Source organism: Acinetobacter sp. TY1 (genome assembly GCF_048551395.1).
GTDB lineage: Bacteria > Pseudomonadota > Gammaproteobacteria > Pseudomonadales > Moraxellaceae > Acinetobacter.
Genome location: NZ_JBLYZK010000008.1, coordinates 104,100 through 122,061, shown reverse-complemented (window position 1 = coordinate 122,061; position 17,962 = coordinate 104,100). Strand labels below are relative to the sequence as shown.

Genomic DNA, 17,962 nt, shown 5'->3' with positions numbered 1-17,962 from the left:
TTAACCCACATGTGGCTGAATTAAGCCCTGATCATTAAACATTACGGGTTCAGGTTCAAGTCGTACAGTAAATTTCTGCAACACGTCATGCTGCACTGCCCAATACGTTTCTTGGACATCGGTCAATGAAGCATTTGCATAATTCACTAGAACTAAGGCTTGTTGAGCAAACATCCCCACCTGACCAAGCTGTTTGCCCTTCCATCCCGTTTGATCAATCAACCAACCTGCAGCAACTTTGACCTGATTATTTTTTTGTGGGTAGTGCGGAATATTGGGAAACTTATCCAACAAAGGTGCAAACTCTTGCTGTGTAATGACTGGATTTTTAAAGAAACTTCCTGCATTTGGATAATCTTTCGGATCAGGCAGTTTACTTTGACGAATATAAATTACTTGCTGTTGCAAATTTTCAGGTGTTAAATCATTTTGCATTGCTGTTTTTAAATCGCCATAATCTATTTTCAAATTTGGCTGTTTGAGTAGTTTAAAAACAACATGAGTAATAATATAGCGATTCGGATCATCTTTAAAAATACTATGACGATAAGCAAAATTACAGTCTTGTGCCAAAATACTCGCTGTTTGATTTAAAACACGATCATACACTTCAACCGATTGAATAAAATCACCAACCTCTACGCCATAAGCACCAATATTTTGTACAGGTGCAGCCCCAACTAAACCTGGAATTAAGGCTAAATTTTGTAAGCCATAGATTTTTTGAGTCGTAGTCCATAGTACAAAATCATGCCAATTTTGCCCTGCACCAACACGAAGCGTTTGAGTATCTTGATCATCTGCCAATACATCAATACCCTGAATATTCATATGCATCACCAATGCGTGAATCTTTTCAGGCAATAACATATTGCTTCCACCTGATAGAATCAGAATATTCAACTGCTGTTCTTTTGCATAAGCAAGCGCCAGCTCAAGATCAGCCATTTCATTAATTTCAACATAATGTGAAGCAATTGAATTAAGGCTTAAAGTATTAAAAGGTTTGAGCTGAATTTGAGATTGAATATTCATCAAACTACTCCTTTAACTTCGGATTTTGCCTTTTGAAAGACTTCTAACCATGCTTGACTGCTCGACTCACACTGATCAAGTACACGCTCAAAATCACTTGCATCTCCATAATATGGGTCTGGCACAGCTTGTTTTGGGTAAATCGTGTCATGTTCACTCATTAGTGCAACTTCTGCACGAATTTTTTCCACTCCATATTCAGTCATTGCAGTTTTTTTTAAGCGTTGAATATTATTATAATTTTCTGAATCCATCGCTAAAATTAAATCAAAATCAAGAAAATCAGATATTAATAATTGTCTTGCTCGCAAGTTAGATAAATCATAACCACGCTTTAGCGCATGTTGTTGACTACGCAAATCAGGCGCTTTGCCTGGATGGTAATTACTTGTTCCAGCTGAGTCGATAATCACATTCAGTTGTCCACTGTCACAGTAATGTCTGAGCACCACTTCTGCAGTGGGTGAACGACAGATATTTCCAAGACATACACATAACACCTTATAGGGCGTTCTGAACGACATAACAACCTCAAAAATACATTTATTTTATAGATGCCTATGTTAAGTTATTTATAGGGTGAATCCTATAGAATCGTAAGACAATAATGTTTAATTTATGATGACAGATTAAGGAAAATACGTATGAACCAATTTCAGTTTCAGACCACGGCAAATATTATTTCTGGAATTGGCTCTATCCAACAACTAGCAACACTAATCAAAGATGCACAGTACAAAAAAATCCTACTTGTGACTGATCCCGGTATGTTACAGCATCAACTGCATGTCCCTATTTTAGATATTTTTCAAGATGTTTCAGTTGAATATGCAATTTATGCCGATGTCCAAGCCGACCCACCTGAACACATCATGCTCGAAGCCGTCTCTTTTGCTAAACAACATCAGGTCGATGCCATTATTGGTTTTGGGGGCGGAAGCTCACTGGATGTTGCCAAAGTAATTGCATTGTTAGCAGATCCTCGTCAAAACCAATCTATTCAAGATATCTATGGCGTAAATAATGCAAAAGCACCTCGTTTACCATTGATCTTAATTCCTACCACAGCAGGTACAGGTTCAGAAGTTACACCTATTTCGATTGTCACCACAGGTGAAACCACAAAAACAGGCATTGTTTCTCCAATTCTTTATGCCGATACTGCCATTTTGGATGCCACATTTACCACAGGCTTACCTGCACATATTACCGCTGCCACAGGTATAGATGCGATGGTGCATGCTATTGAGGCTTACACTTCTAAAATCAAAAAGAATTTTTATGCCGATATGCTGGCAAAACAAGCCTTAAAGCTACTCAACAAAAATCTCACACCCGTTTTAGTCAATGGACAAGATCTTGAAGCACGACAAAATATGCTTCTCGGTTCAATGCTTGCTGGGCAGGCTTTTGCCAATGCACCCGTTGGGGCTGTACATGCACTCGCCTATCCATTGGGTGGACATTTCCATCTTTCACATGGGCATACCAATGCATTGGTTTTACTTGAAGTCCTAAAGTTTAATGCACCCAATGCCAAACATTTATATGCGGAACTGATGCAATGGCTTGACCCATATAGCAAAGGCAGTATTGATGGTTTATGTGATTTATTTATTGATCACATTCAAAGGCATTTGGATGGCAGTGGACTCACATTAAAACTACGAGATTTAGGCGTTCCTGAACATATGCTCGAAACTCTCGCACACGATGCTATGTTGCAAACACGATTATTGCAAAATAATCCAAGAGAAATGACTTATGAACATGCATTGAAAATATATCAAGCCATTTACTAATGGCTGAAATGGAGTATTAAATGCTTCTCTTCTAATAGCATTCTTGCAAAAGTCAAAAACTGAACATTTTTCATTATTTAAATTTTAAGTTAAAAATTCCTTTCTCCTGAAAGAGAGAGAACTAGAATGAGGGGGATATAAATAAATATCTCTCCCGCCCCCTCTCCTAAAGGAACAGGGAACTCATATCTAAACTTTGAATATGTTCGATGAATAACTTATGCAAGAGATCCAATATTGACTGAATTAAGAATAAAACTCACATGAAACCAACCATCAAACAACGCCAAGATTATGCTTTCTTTTTACCCATCCAGACCCGTTGGGCAGACAATGATATTTATGGGCACGTCAATAATGTAACCTATTATAGTTACTTTGACACCGCAGCCAATTCCTTGCTGATTCAGCATGCAGGTTTTGACATTCACCATTCACCTAATATTGGTTTAGTGGTCAATTCTTCCTGTAATTTTATGCAAGAACTGACTTATCCAGAAATTATTGAGGTTGCAGTCGGTATTAGTAAATTGGGCAATAGTTCAGTTACTTACGATCTCGCCATTTTTAAACAGGGACAAGATCAAGCTGCGGCTCAAGGCAGTTTTGTGCATGTTTTTGTCGAACGTGAAACAAAAAAAAGCACCCCGATTTCGCCTGAAATGCGCAGTGCTCTAGAAAAATTTCTCGTCCAGGCCTAATGCAAGGACGTTTTCCTTTTAAGGTTTCAGTTGAATGTTTTGAATTTCACCATTGAAAGCATTCATTAAATTTTTAACCACCGATTCATCGTGCAACATTTCTGTCGCACGATCAAAGGCTCTGATTTTACGCTCGTTTTGTAGCTCAAAAGGTGTGGTTTCTTGGCTTTCACGATAAGTAAAACTCAAACGTGTATGTGACCACTGTTCATTCAATGCATTTTCAAGGGTGTGCTGAAACTGTACTAATAAGTTCTCGTACTGCTGCGGAATAGAAAATGTAGACTGACCATTAATCTGTCCTGTCATCACACCATGTTGCGCAAGCTCTTGTACCGCAGGTGATAATTGACTATTGCGGAACCAATATTCCCACTTCCTAACATCCCACTCGCCTTCTAGATTTTGCGGTGTCAGTTGTAAAATTTGTTGTGGCGTTTGCGTTGAACCTGTCAATTGAACAGCTATTGATGGTGCAACGGTACTATTTTGTGAACTAGAATTAGGTATTATTCTGTCATTAGATTCTTGTTCAATATTTACATCTTGTGCTGCCTGCTCAGTTTCAGGTGCAAGGAAGAAAATATCTTCTGTATCTACAGTCGAGTGTACATTTTGAGGTGTACTTGTTGAAATTGTATTGCCACCAAAAAGTGTTAAATCAGGTATTTCTTGTATCTCTATTGATTCTGTTGAAAGCTCATTTTGCTGAGCGACAGGTTCTAAATCAGCAGTAGATGTTTCTATAGCTGTCTGTATATCGACCTTTTCAACTATTTGTGTCTGTGCTTCAACTAACTCCATAGTTTCAGTCAATACGGTATTGGCATTTTTCGGTGAAGACACAACTTCATCTAAAGGTTGACTAAAAGCTTCATCCACACGATGTAAACTCGGATTTCCTTCCAATTCTTCTATTGTTGATGGTTGAGTCTGTTGCTCTACAGGCGCTTCGATCTGCTGTGTATGTTGTGGTTGTGAAGTCGCTTGTGAATGATTTTGCTCAATCACCTGTGTTTGCACAGATTGATTGGTGCTTACTGTTATTTCATTGGCTTGTAACGGTCTAAATGCAAGTAAACGCAACACCGTCATTTCAAAACCTTGCTCTTGCGTCACGGAAATTTGTAAGTCAGCACGACCTTTACATGCAATTTGATAATACAACTGCAAATCTTGTGCGGAAACAACTTGCGCCAATTGAGTAATTTTTTGATTGATTTCAGCGCTATATTTTAAGCTTAAATCAGGTAGATATTGCAGGAGTGCCAATTCATGCAAGGTCGAAATCAATTGATCAAGCACCAAAGAAACATCTAAGGCTTGCTGACGGAACTGACGCAACAATTGGCTCATGCGTTCACGCTGATTTTGATGAATCGCCAAAATCAAATCATAAATAATCGTACGATCAATCAACCCTAACATTTCTTTGACATCTTGATGATGTACTTCGCCTTGACCATAGGCAATCGCTTGATCGGTCAGTGATAAGGCATCACGCAATGAACCTTGTGCAGATTCAGCAATTTGCCAAATGGCATCAGACTCAGCTGCAATCTCTTCTTTGCCCAAAATATCGCTTAAATGATGAGTGATTTCATCGACAGCCAAAGGACGCAAGGTAAATTGCAAACAACGTGAAATTACAGTAATCGGTAATTTTTGCGGATCAGTTGTAGCGAATAAAAATTTAACGTGCTCAGGTGGTTCTTCTAGCGTTTTCAATAAGGCATTAAATGAATGTGTCGACAACATATGTACTTCATCAATCAGATAAACCTTGAAACGCCCTTGTGTCGGTGCGTAAGGTACATTATCGAGTAATTCACGTGTATCTTCTACTTTAGTACGTGATGCTGCATCAATCTCGATCAGATCAATAAAACGCCCTTCGTTCACAGCTTTACATGTTGCACAAACTTCACACGGCGTTGATGTCACACCTGTTTCGCAATTCAGACATTTTGCCAAAATACGGGCAATCGTGGTTTTTCCGACACCACGTGTTCCTGTAAACAAATACGCATGGTGTAAACGACCTCGGTCTAACGCACTCGTCAAAGCACGGGAAACATGATTTTGCCCGACAAGTTCATTAAAATTACGTGGACGATATTTACGTGCAAGTACCTGATACATGAAAACTCCTGATTTCAAAGCTAAGGATACTGTGTTTTTAACGATTAGTGAACGCACTTATTGAAGTGATCATTTTGATCTGTGATTATTCGACCATTTTCACTCAATTTATAACACCAATAATGCATGGAGCATTTACATTTTTTACACATAGTCACGATAGCTTAGATTGACTTTTTGCAACGAAATACATTTAAATAATTAGATTGTTGCACAAATGGAATGCTTTTATGCTCTCGGATTTAGATGATTTTTATTGTTTTTCCCTTGTTGTTGAACATGGCGGATTTAGTGCAGCCGAACGTGCAACAGATATCCCTAAATCAAAACTCAGCAGACGTGTCTATAATCTCGAAGAAAATTTAGGTGTCAGACTGATTCAACGAAGTTCACGCCATTTTGCAGTGACCGATATTGGAATGAATATTTTCCGTCATGCCCAAGTGATGGTTAATGCTGCACGTTCAGCGCATGACTTAGTCGATCATTTGAGTGAAGAACCCCGTGGCGTCATTAAAGTCAGCATTCCAGTCAGCATTGCACAAAATGAAATGTCAAAATTACTACCTGACTTTATGAAAATGTATCCTGAAATCAAAATACAATTTCTTGTCAGTAACCGCCGTGTTGAAGTAATCAATGAAGGCTTTGATGTTGCTTTACGTGTGCGTGCAAATTTAGATGATGATCCTAATTTAGTCATTCGCAAGTTTGAAAACATTGAGCAACATCTGTTTGCAAGCCAAGCCTATTTAAATGAATACGGTATGCTTAAACAACCTGAAGAATTAGCTGAACATCGGATTCTCAGTATGGTTGAAGAACATTTAGACCAACAATTATCTCTGCACGATAAAGATAATCAGCAGAAAAAAGTCAAAATCAATCCCATTGTGATGGGTTCAGATTTAATTATGATAGCCAAACTTGCAAGCCAAAATTGTGGTATTGCACTTTTACCCGATACAGTTGCCGAAGACTTTATTCGTACTGGTAAACTCGTTCGTGTTCTTCCTGAATGGAAAGCCTCACATGGTATTCTCCATGCAGTTTATCCATCACGCCGTGGACAACTCCCTGCTGTGCGGGTGTTTATTGACTATTTAGTTGAGCATTTGACCAAACGCTAAATTTGTCCAAGTCGTATACATTTATATTAAATCCTTGATCGCAAATATTTGCAGTCAAATTAAAGAAATTGACTGCATTTTTTGATACCATCGCTACTGCTTTGTCTCAGTATGTATCTAAATTTTTATGACTTCAGTTTATCAGCAACAGCTTGATGCCAAAATCGACCGTATCCGTAATCAATTCAGTGCGTTCAATCCACCTACATTAGAGGTATTTGAATCTCCTGAACAACATTTCCGTATGCGTGCCGAATTCCGCATTTGGCATACTGATGATGACATGTTTTATGCCATGTTCGAGCGCAGTGAAGATAATCAGCAAAAAACTGTGGTGCGTATTGATGAATTCCCCATTGCAGATCAAAGCATTAACTCCTTAATGCCAATTTTATTGGCTGAACTGAAAGCCAACCCAGTTTTATCTAAAAAATTATTTGAAGTACATTTCCTTGCGACACTCAAAGGTGAAATGTTGGTGTCTTTGGTTTATCGTGCGCCACTCACTGATGAATGGGATACTTTAGCCAAGCAGTTGGCAGAACAACTTAATGTTAAAATCATTGGTCGTAGCCGTGGTGTTAAACGTGTTTTAACTGAAGAATATATAGTTGAAGAACTTCAAGTTTTTGACCGTACTTTCCAATATCAACAAATTGAAAGCAGTTTCACACAACCGAATGCGCAAGTGTGCCAAAAAATGTTGCAATGGGCATGTACAGCTGCTGAAGGTTCAAGCAAAGATCTACTTGAATTATACTGTGGCAATGGTAATTTCACCCTACCTATGTCTTTAAAATTCAACCGCGTATTCGCAACTGAATTGGCTAAATCATCAGTTTATGCAGCACAGTGGAATATTGAAAAAAATAACATTGATAATATTCAAGTTGCACGCTTATCTGCGGAAGAATTTACCCAAGCTTATAATGCAGAACGTGAATTCCGCCGTTTACAAGAAGCTAATATTGATATTCAAAGTTATGATTTTGATACTGTTTTTGTCGATCCACCACGTGCGGGTATTGATGATGACACCTTAAAATTATTGCAAGGCTTTGAACGTATTATCTATATCTCATGTAACCCAAATACTTTACATGACAACTTAAAAACATTAGCGCAAACTCATAAAATCAGTAAATTTGCCATGTTTGATCAATTTCCATATACGCATCATGTTGAATCAGGTGTATTACTCGAAAAGATTTAAACAATTTATTTCAAAATCAAATCATGAAAAAAAGGTGTTGTTTCTATAGCACCTTTTTTCTTATATTTATTTCATTGATAATTATCATTATAAATTAAATATTACAAAACTCCTGTCAACTTTCATTCTTTTGTCACAATTATTCCATCATTTTTACGTTCAATTTATGACGGATGGTTCAGTTACAAACTTGCATTTATATTTAAACTCGCTATATTTCAAATCATGTTAGGTTGCGAATGAATGCTCTATGAGTTTTTGGCATACGTTGTTCTCTCCAAATGAACAACAAAATGAACATAAGAATCAAGTTGCTTGTATTGAAAATGATTGTTCATGTAAAACAAATGATCAGCTGTTATCTCTGTTAACCCAAGCCACCGATGAAGATGTCATTGCTGGAATTAAAAAAGTTTTAGTCTCTCGAGGCTATAGCAAAAAAGAGTTAAATCAACTACAGCATCCACCGATTCAATAGTCATGGATGACAACAGTCGATGAAAAAAGGCATTCAGTTTACTGAATGCCTTTTTTATAACAGAAATAATCAAGTAAATGCATTTTCAATAGACAATACTTCAATCAGCAAAAAATACCGATACACGACATTAAAATCTAAAAACAATTCTATGACCGATGCGCCCCCCATTAAATGGTCAATCTCCCCCTTTCGTATGATGATTAAAAATGATTCACTTTGTTTTATAAGATTTTTTTCAAATTTCTTAAAAGATATTAAAACTAAGAAGATATAAGTTTCTGCATAACAACAGCATGATACAAGGAAGAACATCATGAAAATAAAACCACTACTACTCGGTATGCTCTATATCATGCCCGTAATGTACAGCGCGACAAGCCACGCATCTGCTATGGATCAATCGGGTCAGTCTATTTTGGCTTTTCTTGAAGATAAAAATTATTTTGAAGCAAATATTACAGTCGCTGATCCTGATGTTTCAGGGAAGGTCCGCAGTAATCGCCCAGATTTGGTCAATAGCACCGACCTCAACACAGGTGATATGGCAGAGTCATTTCAGTATTACAATGCTGCCTTAAAATTACAAATTGCACCACAAGTTTCATTTGGTCTGATTTACGATCAGCCTTTTGGTGCAGATGCTGCCTATCCCTTACGTAGTAACAATACTTTGTCCGATAATGAAATAACGATGCAAGGTACATCTGCTGATGTCGATAGCCAAAATATCAGTATGCTTTTTGGTTTCCAACCCCACCCATCTTTTAACCTCTATGCAGGTGGTGTATACCAAACAGTAAAGGGAAAAGTTTCTCTTCGGGGTAACTCAATGAGTATCTTTAACGGTTATGATGCTAGTTTTAAAGAAGATAGCTCTGTTGGTTGGTTAGCAGGTATGGCTTATCAAAGCCCCGAGATTGCACTCAAAGCAGCAGTTACCTATCGTTCTGGAATCAAACATCAACTTGATGCCAATGAAACCATTTTTGGACAACCTCTTAAGTTAACGGGTTTATCCACCACTGATATTACTACCCCTCAATCGGTCAATATCGACTTTCAAACAGGAATTTTTAAAGACACTATTGCCTACTTAAATGCACGTTGGGTCAATTGGAAAGATTTCACCATTCGTCCAACACAGTTTGGTGCTCTTAGCGAGCTTGCAACAACTGAAATGAGTCAAGGCACTTATACAGGCGGTTTTAATTTAGACGATCACCAAAAAGATCAATGGAACGCAACACTTGGTATCGGTCATCAATTTACTGAGAAATGGAGTGCATCCACTGATGTGAGCTGGGATTCAGGAACAGGAAATCCGTCTAGTGTGCTGAATCCAACTGAGGGCGGTTGGGGTGTGGGCTTAGGCATACAATATAACCCCGCACCAAACTACTTTATAGCAGGTGGCATAAAATATTTTTGGATTGGTGATGCTGTTGCACAAGATGGTACGTATCACATACCTGTAGCAGGTGCTGCTGAAATGGCTGAACATGCGGATTTTAATAAGAATAACGCAATGGGGTATGGCTTAAAAATTGGCTATCGCTTTTAAGGCTAATGACATTTTCACTTTTCTATAAAAAGAAATATTCAAAAAATTGTTTAATCAAAACAATATGGGCAGCTCACTGAATTACTCATATTGTTTCCGATGAAATTCAATTTTTTTATCAAATTCATAAAAATAGCTAAAATCTTCTGTTATGATCGACGCATACATTGAACGAACTTATCTCAATAATAAAATCAAAGATTTAAATGAAATAAACACTAAAGACAAGGAAAATTAAATGAAAAAGTCTGCCGTTATACTACTTACAGGCTTAAGTATTCTACTGACAGCCTGTAGTAAAATGCCTAAAGAATGTGAACAATCTTGGGAGCATATTGCTGATATAGCAAAAAAAAGTGGTATTCCAGATGATGCCATTGAAACACAAAAGAAAGAATTTGAACGTAATGTTCAAGAGATGCCAAAAGATAAAGCCATTGAAGTATGTAATGCTCAAAATTCTATTTTTGGTTTGGTTAAATAATTTAAGATACCTAATTTAGGCATGTATTTAGATACTATTCGATACATGCCTAAATTCCTCACTACTCACTAAAATAAATCACCAATCCATGACTGTTATGATTATCCCTAATATTGTCGCAACAATTTTTCTTCATCTTTTCAATTTAACACTAATATTTAGCCATATTTTAGCCTATTGAACCCTCATAAAAATTAAGTCAATTAAGTACTATTTTATAAATTTTCAATCTTCATACTTTCACCTGACTTTATCACGGCTTTCATGTAAAATCATGGGCAATTTTTATAGAACACTTTGTGAGTTTTTCATGGGTTTTAATTGCGGTATTGTCGGCTTGCCGAACGTTGGTAAATCTACTCTTTTCAATGCATTGACTAAAGCTGCTATTGCTGCAGAAAACTTCCCATTCTGTACGATTGAACCTAATACAGGCATTGTACCTGTACCTGACCAACGTCTGGACAAACTTACTGCCATTGTAAAACCACAAAAAGTTATTCCAACAGCAATGGAATTTGTTGATATTGCAGGTTTAGTTGCAGGAGCATCTAAAGGTGAAGGCTTGGGTAACCAATTCCTTGCAAACATCCGTGAAACTGATGCGATTGCGCACGTAGTTCGTTGTTTCGAAGATGAAAATGTCATTCACGTCAATGGTAAAATTGATCCCTTAGATGACATTGCAACTATCAATACAGAACTTGCACTTGCCGATTTAGACACAATTACTAAAGCTATTACACGCTTAGCAAAATCTGCAAAAGGTGGCGATAAAGATGCCATTGCAACCAAAGCTGTTTTAGAAAAAATCTTACCTTTACTTGAAGAAGGTAAACCTGCTCGTGCAGCTGATTTAGATGATGATGAACGTAAATCGGTACGTGGTTTTGGTTTAATGACTTTAAAACCAACCATGTACATTGCCAACGTAGCCGAAGATGGTTTTGAAAACAATCCACACTTGGATGCTGTTAAAAAATTAGCGGCTGAAGAAAATGCAATTGTTGTTCCACTTTGCAACCAAATTGAAGCTGAAATTTCATTGCTTGAAGATGAAGACCGTGCCGAATTCCTTGATGCTTTAGGCATGGAAGAACCTGGTCTAAACGTCGTAATCCGTGCAGGTTATAGCCTTCTTGGTCTTCAAACTTATTTTACAGCAGGCGTCCAAGAAGTCCGTGCTTGGACAGTTAAAGTCGGTGCAACTGCGCCACAGGCAGCAGGTGTAATTCACACTGACTTTGAAAAAGGCTTTATCCGTGCTGAATGTATTGCCTATGATGACTTCATTCAATACAACGGTGAAGCAGGTGCAAAAGAAGCTGGTAAATGGCGTTTAGAAGGTAAAACTTACATCGTTCAAGACGGTGATGTTCTACACTTCCGTTTTAACGTATAAGCCTTCTTAAACACCGTTTAGATACGATAAAAAATGCCCTGATTCTTCAGGGCATTTTTTTAGGTAATGATCTTCTATAATCGTGGATTTAAAAAAGATTGTTATACGCTTTGGTATTCCCTTGGCTCGGATTATCAATTGCATCTTTACACTGTGCTTTATCACGTTCATATTCTTGTTGTTTTTGCACAAGTGAACCATCTTTTTGCAATGTTGAACGTGCAAAATTATCAAGAGATGTTAAGGCTTTACGACATAAAGCATATTTCCCCTCTGTCACTGAATCTGTCATTTTTACATTAATGCGCCAATCTGTACTAAGCTTACGAATAGGTTTACGGACATTTTCTTCAATTAAATTCAATTGCTTACGATAGACAAAGGGTTCAACCTGATTAATCAATTTCCATGCTTCTTTAGCATAAGTCGTTGCATCATTGGTCAGTTTCGGTGCAGTTTTAATTTCAACCTGCTGTTTTGGTTGTTCAGATGATTGACCACAACCTTGCAGTAAAAATATTATTGAAATTAAGCCCATCATCAAGATGGACGGTAACTTAATCACAGACATATATGCGCCTAATGGATGAAAACGATTCGCTAATATGCTAATAAATTCGGGTACAATACTCAACTTCATTTTATCCTTTGATCAATTCTTCATGGTGTACCGTGTCTGAGCACAAAACTCCTCCAGTCGATCCTGCTGGTTTTTGGCAAGGCGCTAAAGATAGTCAAGCCATTATCTTTACTTACCTCCCAGTGTCATTTGCCTTTGGCGTATCTGCAACCCAATTTGGTTTTAGTGCTTGGGAAGCTCTATTTTTATCCTGTTCTATGTATGCTGGTGCAAGTCAATTTCTTGTTGTTGCATTACTTGGCAGTGGAACCTCCATTTGGATGACCGCTTTAACTGTCATCGCTTTAGATATTCGACATGTTCTATATGGCCCTGCTCTACAAAATCTCATTCAAGATCGTTTGAATATGAAAAAAACTGCAGTTTGGGCGTGGGGCTTGACCGATGAAGTGTTTGCAGCAGGCATGATTAAACTGTCACAACGTCGTCAGGAATGGTCTGAATCTTGGATGTTAGGTTTAAGTTTATTTAGTTGGCTTTCATGGGCATTAGGCTCATTTTTAGGTGGTTTATTTGCCGATCAGGTCAGTAATATGCCTCAATTTTTACAGGCCGCACTCGACTTTTTACTTCCTGCACTGTTTTTGAGTTTCTTACTTGCAGCCTTTGAAAAGAAACATACTTTTGTCGTTGCTGTATGTCTTATTGTTTCTGCTCTTGCGTGTTATTTCATCAATATGTCTGCCGCTATTTTTATTGGTATTACATCGGGAATTTTAGCAGGCTTATTTAAACATTATGTTTTAAAGCAACATAATGAGGTTAATATCTAATGGATTTACAGATTATTTTAGTCGGTATTTTGGTGGGTATTGCCAACTTTGCATCGCGTTTTGGCCCCTTTTACGTGATTCAAAACAGTCAAAAAACTTCTCAGAATCGTGGCTCAACTTGGCTCAAAATTGCATTAGGTAGTATAGGAATTTCAGCAATTAGTTCTATGCTCATTGTCGCAACACTGCCACCACTCATTGAAACACCGAATAAAAGTTTTGCCATGTTGGTCGGTTTTGTTGTACTGATAGGGTTATATTTTAAATTTAAACGGATTGTTTTGGCGACATTAACGGCAGCTTTGGCATATGGCTTGGTTTATACTTATTTACCTCTTTAAATGATGATATGCCAATAAAATCGTAAAACTAAATAAACAATAATAGGCTAAATATCCAATAGTTTTTAGCCTATATTTTTCCGATTTATAAAATAATAAGTTAAATCAAATGATTAATTAACATTCATAAATATTTACTTATGAATGATGTTGTAACTCAAAGTCAGATTCATAACCATTGGTTGTCTAACAAAATCTATTATTTTATGTGAATCTGCCCTTAACACAGCGATCAGTTCTGCTATGCTTAAAGCCCCTAGAAATCAGGCATGGAAGAATAACATGAGCGTCACTTTGGGTACTCCACTTCAATCATCAGCATTTAAAGTTCTACTTCTTGGCTCTGGTGAGCTTGGTAAAGAAGTGGTCATTTCACTACAACGACTTGGTGTGGAAGTCCATGCTGCTGACCGCTATGAAAATGCCCCTGCCATGCAAGTTGCTCATTTTTCTTATGCCTTAAATATGGCAGATCCTACAGAACTCAAAGCACTGATTGAAAAAGTAAAACCTAATCTTATTGTTCCTGAAATTGAAGCAATTGCAACCGAAGTTCTTATTGAGATTGAACAACAAAATATTGCAACTGTTATTCCTTCTGCAAAAGCGGTCAACTTGACCATGAACCGTGAAGGCATTCGTCGTTTGGCTGCAGAAGAGCTTGGTTTACCGACCTCAGCTTATCGTTTTGCAGATTCATTAGAAAGTTTCCGTGCTGCGTGTGATGACATTGGTTATCCAAATTTTGTTAAACCCGTGATGTCATCTTCAGGCAAAGGACAATCTCGTGTTAAAGAATATGCCGAAGTTGATGCAGCTTGGGAATATGCGCAAACAGGTGGCCGTGTCAATCAAGGTACAGTCATTGTTGAATCGCAAATTGATTTTGATTTTGAAATTACCTTACTCACAGTTCGCGCTAAAAACGCACACACGGGTGATATTGAAACCCATTTCTGTGATGCCATTGGACACCGTCAAAATGCTGGTGATTATGTTGAAAGCTGGCAACCACAACCGATGAGCGATGCTGCACTGACTGAAGCCAAACGGATTGCCAATAAAGTCACTGTTGCACTTGGTGGTTGTGGCATCTTTGGTGTTGAACTGTTTGTCAAAGGCGATAAAGTATGGTTTAGTGAAGTTTCACCACGCCCACATGATACGGGACTTGTGACACTTGCATCTCAATTTCAGAGTGAATTTGAACTACATGCTCGTGCCATTTTAGGTTTACCAGTCAATACTGAGCGTCATAGTATCGCAGCAAGTGCCGTAATCTATGCTGGTGTGGATGCAAGTAATTTGTCTTACAGTGGTCTAAATCTTGCTTTAAAAAATCCTGCGACCGATTTACGTTTATTCGGTAAACCCGAAGGATTTAAACGTCGTCGTATGGGCGTAGCAACTGCGCGTGCAGAAACCATAGAACAGGCACGTCAACTAGCTCAGGAAGCAGCCGATGCTGTCACTGTCAACTTGAACAACTAATTGATAAATTTGCGGACAATTTTTTCATGATCGATACTATTCCACTGTTATCCTGCGTTGCAGACATTCACGATATCAAAGCCATTAACCAATGGCGCACAGATGTCGAAAAGCAATTACAGGAAAGCTTTGAGTCGGGTCACTCTATTCGAGAAATTGTCCGTAGCCGTTCAGACATTATTGATGAAGCACTGATTTTTTTGTGGAATCATGCTGAACTTGATCAAACTGACTTAAGCCTCTTTGCAGTCGGTGGTTATGGTCGTCGGGAAATGTTGCCTTATTCTGATGTCGATATCATGGTCTTATCGGAAGATGAACTCACACCTGAACAAGAAGAACAAGTCACTGCCTTTATTGCGTCACTTTGGGATGTTGGTAATTTTAAACCAGGAATTAGTGTACGTACCATTAAGAGTTGTTTTGAACAAGCCACCAATGATTTAACGGTTGCTACGGCATTAATTGAAGCACGAACAATTATTGGCAATCCGCACCTTGCCAAATGGCCACGTCGTATTGTGTCGCAAACATGGACAGATAAAACCTTCTTTGATGCAAAAATAGCTGAACAAGCGCATCGCTATGCGCAGCATAACCATACCGAAAGTAATTTAGAACCTGACATTAAAAATGCACCCGGCGGTATTCGAGATATCAACCAAATTGGTTGGATTGCAAAACGTCATTTCCGAGTCAATCGTATTTATGACTTGGTGCATTTGGGTTTTATTTCTGAATTTGAATTGCGTGTTTTAGAAGAAGCTGAAAACTTTTTATGGGAAATTCGCCACCATTTGCATCGCATTACAAAACGTGACGAAAACCGTTTATTATTTGATTATCAACGTGAAATTGCAGCAAAATTTGGATATACCCGCACTGAAGATCAACATCCAAATTATCCTATTGAACAATTTATGAAGTGTTACTATCGTACTGCACAGTCGGTTTCGACACTCAATGAAATGTTATTGGCGTATTTTAATGAGTCCGTCATTACCCCTCGCCTTCCTAATTATGAACGTAAAATTGAAAACATCAATGAGCGCTTCAAAGTTGTCGATGGCAAACTTGCCGTACAACATCATAAAGTTTTTTCAGAAAAACCAAGTGCGATTTTAGAAATTTTCTATTTGCTTGCTAATACACCGAATGTGGAAGGTATACGCGCCCGTACTTTACGTTTACTGATTTTAGCCGCTAAACGCATTGATATTAATTACCGTAATCATCCTGACAATCAGGCATTGTTTATGGCAATTTTACGTTCCCCACAGCGTCTATATGAAACATTAGTCGCCATGAAACGCTATAGCGTTTTGGGTAATTATATTCCCGCATTCGGTCAAATTATGGGACTCATGCAATATGATCTATTCCATATTTATACCGTTGATGCACATACATTGCTTTTATTGCGCAATTTAAGTCGCTTCAAAGAACCTGAATTTGCTAAAGATTATCCTGTAGTCAGTTCTGTGTATCAGCGTTTACAACGTCGTGATTTAGTCCTTCTAGCTGCACTATTCCATGATATTGCCAAAGGTCGTGGTGGAGATCATAGTGAACTCGGAGCTGCCGATGCCATTGAATTTTGTCGTGCACATGGTTTGACTGAACGTGAATGTAATCTTGTCGCATGGCTCATTCAAAATCATTTACTGATGTCCATAACTGCACAGAAAAAAGATATATCAGACCCTGATGTGGTAAAAACATTTGCTGAAAAATTAGGTGATATGGAGCATCTCGATCATCTATATACGCTGACAGTTGCTGACATTAATGCCACCAATCCAAAGTTATGGAATACATGGCGTTCTTCACTGATGCGTCAACTGTATACGCATGCACGTGACATCATCCGTTCAGGTTTAGATCGTCCTGTGGATTATCAAATGCTGATTGAAGATACTAAATTTGCAGCAAGTGAAAGTTTAGTGAATGAATTTTCATTTGATCAAGTCCAAAGTGTGTGGAAAGAACTCGGTGATGAGTACTTCATTAAAGAATCTGCCGATGAAATTGCATGGCACACACGCGCCATTTTACAACACGGTGATAATCCTGCACCTTTAGTGCTCATGCGTGCGCACCGAAAAGCAGCACAAGATGCCGTTCAACTATTCATTTATACCCGTGACCAACCCAATTTATTTGCAACCACTGTCGCTGTACTCGACAAAATGAATCTTGATGTTCAAGATGCACGTATTATTACTGCAAGTACGTCATTTAGCCTAGACACCTATGTGGTTCTTGATCGTTTTGGCACTTTACTGACCGATCCTGATCGTGAATTAACCGTTAAAGAAGCACTCGTCAAGGCATTGAGTAATTCCGATGTTTATCCGGGCTTAATGCAACGACGTATACCCCGTCAGCTACGTCACTTCGAAATCGAAAATACAGTTGATGTCACGCTCAACGAAGTATTACAACAAAATATGGTCGAAATTTCTACGCTTGACCAACCCGGTTTACTTGCAAAAATAGGCGGGATCTTTATGATGCAAGGGCTTGATATTCATTCTGCACGTATTGCGACACTCGGAGAAAAAGCCGAAGATATTTTCTTTGTGACCAAAAAAGATGGCATACCACTTAATGCAGAAGAAGCACAAATTTTTGCTGAGCAACTAAAGTCTGCACTCGATGAAGCATCGAGTCAGGTCTTTAGTCAGCACTAAGACTTTGGCTTGAATATTCAAGCTAAATAAAATGACTTAAGTATTGTTCATAAAAAAGCGAGTCAATTAAAAT

16 protein-coding genes are annotated in these 17,962 nt (G+C 38.1%); 12 read left to right on the top strand and 4 right to left on the bottom strand.

Annotation, left to right across the window (positions count from 1 at the left end):
* Together murB and ACK2M2_RS07365 are read right to left on the bottom strand one after the other, a co-directional pair.
* Positions 1 to 1,035 (bottom strand): UDP-N-acetylmuramate dehydrogenase, encoded by a 1,035-nt coding sequence (gene murB, locus ACK2M2_RS07370; RefSeq protein WP_409511487.1) that lies wholly within the window; start codon positions 1,033 to 1,035, stop codon positions 1 to 3.
* Positions 1,035 to 1,559 (bottom strand): low molecular weight protein-tyrosine-phosphatase, encoded by a 525-nt coding sequence (locus tag ACK2M2_RS07365; RefSeq protein ID WP_419347091.1) that lies wholly within the window; start codon positions 1,557 to 1,559, stop codon positions 1,035 to 1,037. The genes murB and ACK2M2_RS07365 overlap by 1 nt, the downstream gene beginning before the upstream one ends.
* 120 nt (positions 1,560 to 1,679) lie before the next feature.
* On the opposite strand from ACK2M2_RS07365, the gene ACK2M2_RS07360 reads away from it, so the two are divergent.
* Positions 1,680 to 2,837: an iron-containing alcohol dehydrogenase gene (locus tag ACK2M2_RS07360; RefSeq protein ID WP_419347088.1), complete on the top strand. Its 1,158-nt coding sequence runs from the start codon at positions 1,680 to 1,682 to the stop codon at positions 2,835 to 2,837.
* A gap of 263 nt (positions 2,838 to 3,100) precedes the next feature.
* A complete protein-coding gene (locus ACK2M2_RS07355; RefSeq protein WP_419347086.1) occupies positions 3,101 to 3,538 on the top strand; it encodes an acyl-CoA thioesterase in 438 nt (145 codons plus the stop codon).
* An 18-nt stretch (positions 3,539 to 3,556) separates the two neighbouring features.
* On the opposite strand, the gene dnaX is transcribed toward ACK2M2_RS07355, so the two are convergent.
* Positions 3,557 to 5,680 (bottom strand): DNA polymerase III subunit gamma/tau, encoded by a 2,124-nt coding sequence (gene dnaX, locus ACK2M2_RS07350; protein ID WP_419347084.1) that lies wholly within the window; start codon positions 5,678 to 5,680, stop codon positions 3,557 to 3,559.
* 230 nt (positions 5,681 to 5,910) lie between these two features.
* Here dnaX and ACK2M2_RS07345 point away from each other — a divergent pair, with 230 nt between their 5' ends.
* From ACK2M2_RS07345 to ychF, 6 genes are all read left to right on the top strand, one after another.
* Positions 5,911 to 6,810, top strand: a complete 900-nt coding sequence (locus ACK2M2_RS07345; protein ID WP_409511492.1) for a LysR family transcriptional regulator — start codon at positions 5,911 to 5,913, stop codon at positions 6,808 to 6,810.
* 127 nt (positions 6,811 to 6,937) lie between these two features.
* Positions 6,938 to 8,023 (top strand): tRNA (uridine(54)-C5)-methyltransferase TrmA, encoded by a 1,086-nt coding sequence (gene trmA / locus ACK2M2_RS07340; protein ID WP_419347080.1) that lies wholly within the window; start codon positions 6,938 to 6,940, stop codon positions 8,021 to 8,023.
* A gap of 250 nt (positions 8,024 to 8,273) precedes the next feature.
* The gene (locus tag ACK2M2_RS07335; protein WP_409511494.1) at positions 8,274 to 8,501 is read left to right on the top strand and encodes a hypothetical protein; all 228 of its coding nucleotides are present in this window, start codon (positions 8,274 to 8,276) and stop codon (positions 8,499 to 8,501) included.
* A gap of 316 nt (positions 8,502 to 8,817) precedes the next feature.
* A complete protein-coding gene (locus tag ACK2M2_RS07330) occupies positions 8,818 to 10,065 on the top strand; it encodes a transporter (RefSeq protein WP_419347077.1) in 1,248 nt (415 codons plus the stop codon).
* Positions 10,066 to 10,303: 238 nt separating this feature from the next.
* On the top strand, positions 10,304 to 10,549 hold the full coding sequence (locus ACK2M2_RS07325) for a hypothetical protein (RefSeq protein ID WP_419347074.1): 246 nt from the start codon (positions 10,304 to 10,306) through the stop codon (positions 10,547 to 10,549).
* Between the two features lie 310 nt (positions 10,550 to 10,859).
* Complete coding sequence (gene ychF, locus ACK2M2_RS07320; RefSeq protein ID WP_409511497.1) at positions 10,860 to 11,951, top strand: redox-regulated ATPase YchF; 1,092 nt, start codon at positions 10,860 to 10,862, stop codon at positions 11,949 to 11,951.
* 88 nt (positions 11,952 to 12,039) lie between these two features.
* Here ychF and ACK2M2_RS07315 read toward each other — a convergent pair whose 3' ends face one another.
* Positions 12,040 to 12,522: a hypothetical protein gene (locus ACK2M2_RS07315; protein WP_419347071.1), complete on the bottom strand. Its 483-nt coding sequence runs from the start codon at positions 12,520 to 12,522 to the stop codon at positions 12,040 to 12,042.
* A gap of 101 nt (positions 12,523 to 12,623) precedes the next feature.
* Here ACK2M2_RS07315 and ACK2M2_RS07310 point away from each other — a divergent pair, with 101 nt between their 5' ends.
* From ACK2M2_RS07310 to glnD, 4 genes are all read left to right on the top strand, one after another.
* Complete coding sequence (locus ACK2M2_RS07310; protein WP_419347068.1) at positions 12,624 to 13,364, top strand: AzlC family ABC transporter permease; 741 nt, start codon at positions 12,624 to 12,626, stop codon at positions 13,362 to 13,364.
* Positions 13,364 to 13,705 carry an L-valine transporter subunit YgaH gene (ygaH, locus tag ACK2M2_RS07305; protein WP_409511500.1) on the top strand — a complete coding sequence of 114 codons (342 nt, stop codon included), beginning with the start codon at positions 13,364 to 13,366 and terminating at the stop codon, positions 13,703 to 13,705. The genes ACK2M2_RS07310 and ygaH overlap by 1 nt, the downstream gene beginning before the upstream one ends.
* A 282-nt stretch (positions 13,706 to 13,987) precedes the next feature.
* On the top strand, positions 13,988 to 15,196 hold the full coding sequence (gene purT, locus ACK2M2_RS07300; protein WP_419347064.1) for a formate-dependent phosphoribosylglycinamide formyltransferase: 1,209 nt from the start codon (positions 13,988 to 13,990) through the stop codon (positions 15,194 to 15,196).
* A gap of 26 nt (positions 15,197 to 15,222) precedes the next feature.
* Positions 15,223 to 17,889, top strand: coding sequence for a [protein-PII] uridylyltransferase (glnD, locus tag ACK2M2_RS07295; protein WP_409511502.1), 2,667 nt, complete (start codon positions 15,223 to 15,225; stop codon positions 17,887 to 17,889).
* Positions 17,890 to 17,962: the final 73 nt, after the last annotated feature.

What these genes read in the sequence shown, in the direction of transcription:
- murB (WP_409511487.1), bottom strand. Translation starts at nt 1,035, where the DNA reads ATGAATATTCAATCTCAAATTCAGCTCAAACCTTTTAATACTTTAAGC.
- ACK2M2_RS07365 (WP_419347091.1), bottom strand. Translation starts at nt 1,559, where the DNA reads ATGTCGTTCAGAACGCCCTATAAGGTGTTATGTGTATGTCTTGGAAAT.
- ACK2M2_RS07360 (WP_419347088.1), top strand. Translation starts at nt 1,680, where the DNA reads ATGAACCAATTTCAGTTTCAGACCACGGCAAATATTATTTCTGGAATT.
- ACK2M2_RS07355 (WP_419347086.1), top strand. Translation starts at nt 3,101, where the DNA reads ATGAAACCAACCATCAAACAACGCCAAGATTATGCTTTCTTTTTACCC.
- dnaX (WP_419347084.1), bottom strand. Translation starts at nt 5,680, where the DNA reads ATGTATCAGGTACTTGCACGTAAATATCGTCCACGTAATTTTAATGAA.
- ACK2M2_RS07345 (WP_409511492.1), top strand. Translation starts at nt 5,911, where the DNA reads ATGCTCTCGGATTTAGATGATTTTTATTGTTTTTCCCTTGTTGTTGAA.
- trmA (WP_419347080.1), top strand. Translation starts at nt 6,938, where the DNA reads ATGACTTCAGTTTATCAGCAACAGCTTGATGCCAAAATCGACCGTATC.
- ACK2M2_RS07335 (WP_409511494.1), top strand. Translation starts at nt 8,274, where the DNA reads ATGAGTTTTTGGCATACGTTGTTCTCTCCAAATGAACAACAAAATGAA.
- ACK2M2_RS07330 (WP_419347077.1), top strand. Translation starts at nt 8,818, where the DNA reads ATGAAAATAAAACCACTACTACTCGGTATGCTCTATATCATGCCCGTA.
- ACK2M2_RS07325 (WP_419347074.1), top strand. Translation starts at nt 10,304, where the DNA reads ATGAAAAAGTCTGCCGTTATACTACTTACAGGCTTAAGTATTCTACTG.
- ychF (WP_409511497.1), top strand. Translation starts at nt 10,860, where the DNA reads ATGGGTTTTAATTGCGGTATTGTCGGCTTGCCGAACGTTGGTAAATCT.
- ACK2M2_RS07315 (WP_419347071.1), bottom strand. Translation starts at nt 12,522, where the DNA reads ATGTCTGTGATTAAGTTACCGTCCATCTTGATGATGGGCTTAATTTCA.
- ygaH (WP_409511500.1), top strand. Translation starts at nt 13,364, where the DNA reads ATGGATTTACAGATTATTTTAGTCGGTATTTTGGTGGGTATTGCCAAC.
- purT (WP_419347064.1), top strand. Translation starts at nt 13,988, where the DNA reads ATGAGCGTCACTTTGGGTACTCCACTTCAATCATCAGCATTTAAAGTT.
- glnD (WP_409511502.1), top strand. Translation starts at nt 15,223, where the DNA reads ATGATCGATACTATTCCACTGTTATCCTGCGTTGCAGACATTCACGAT.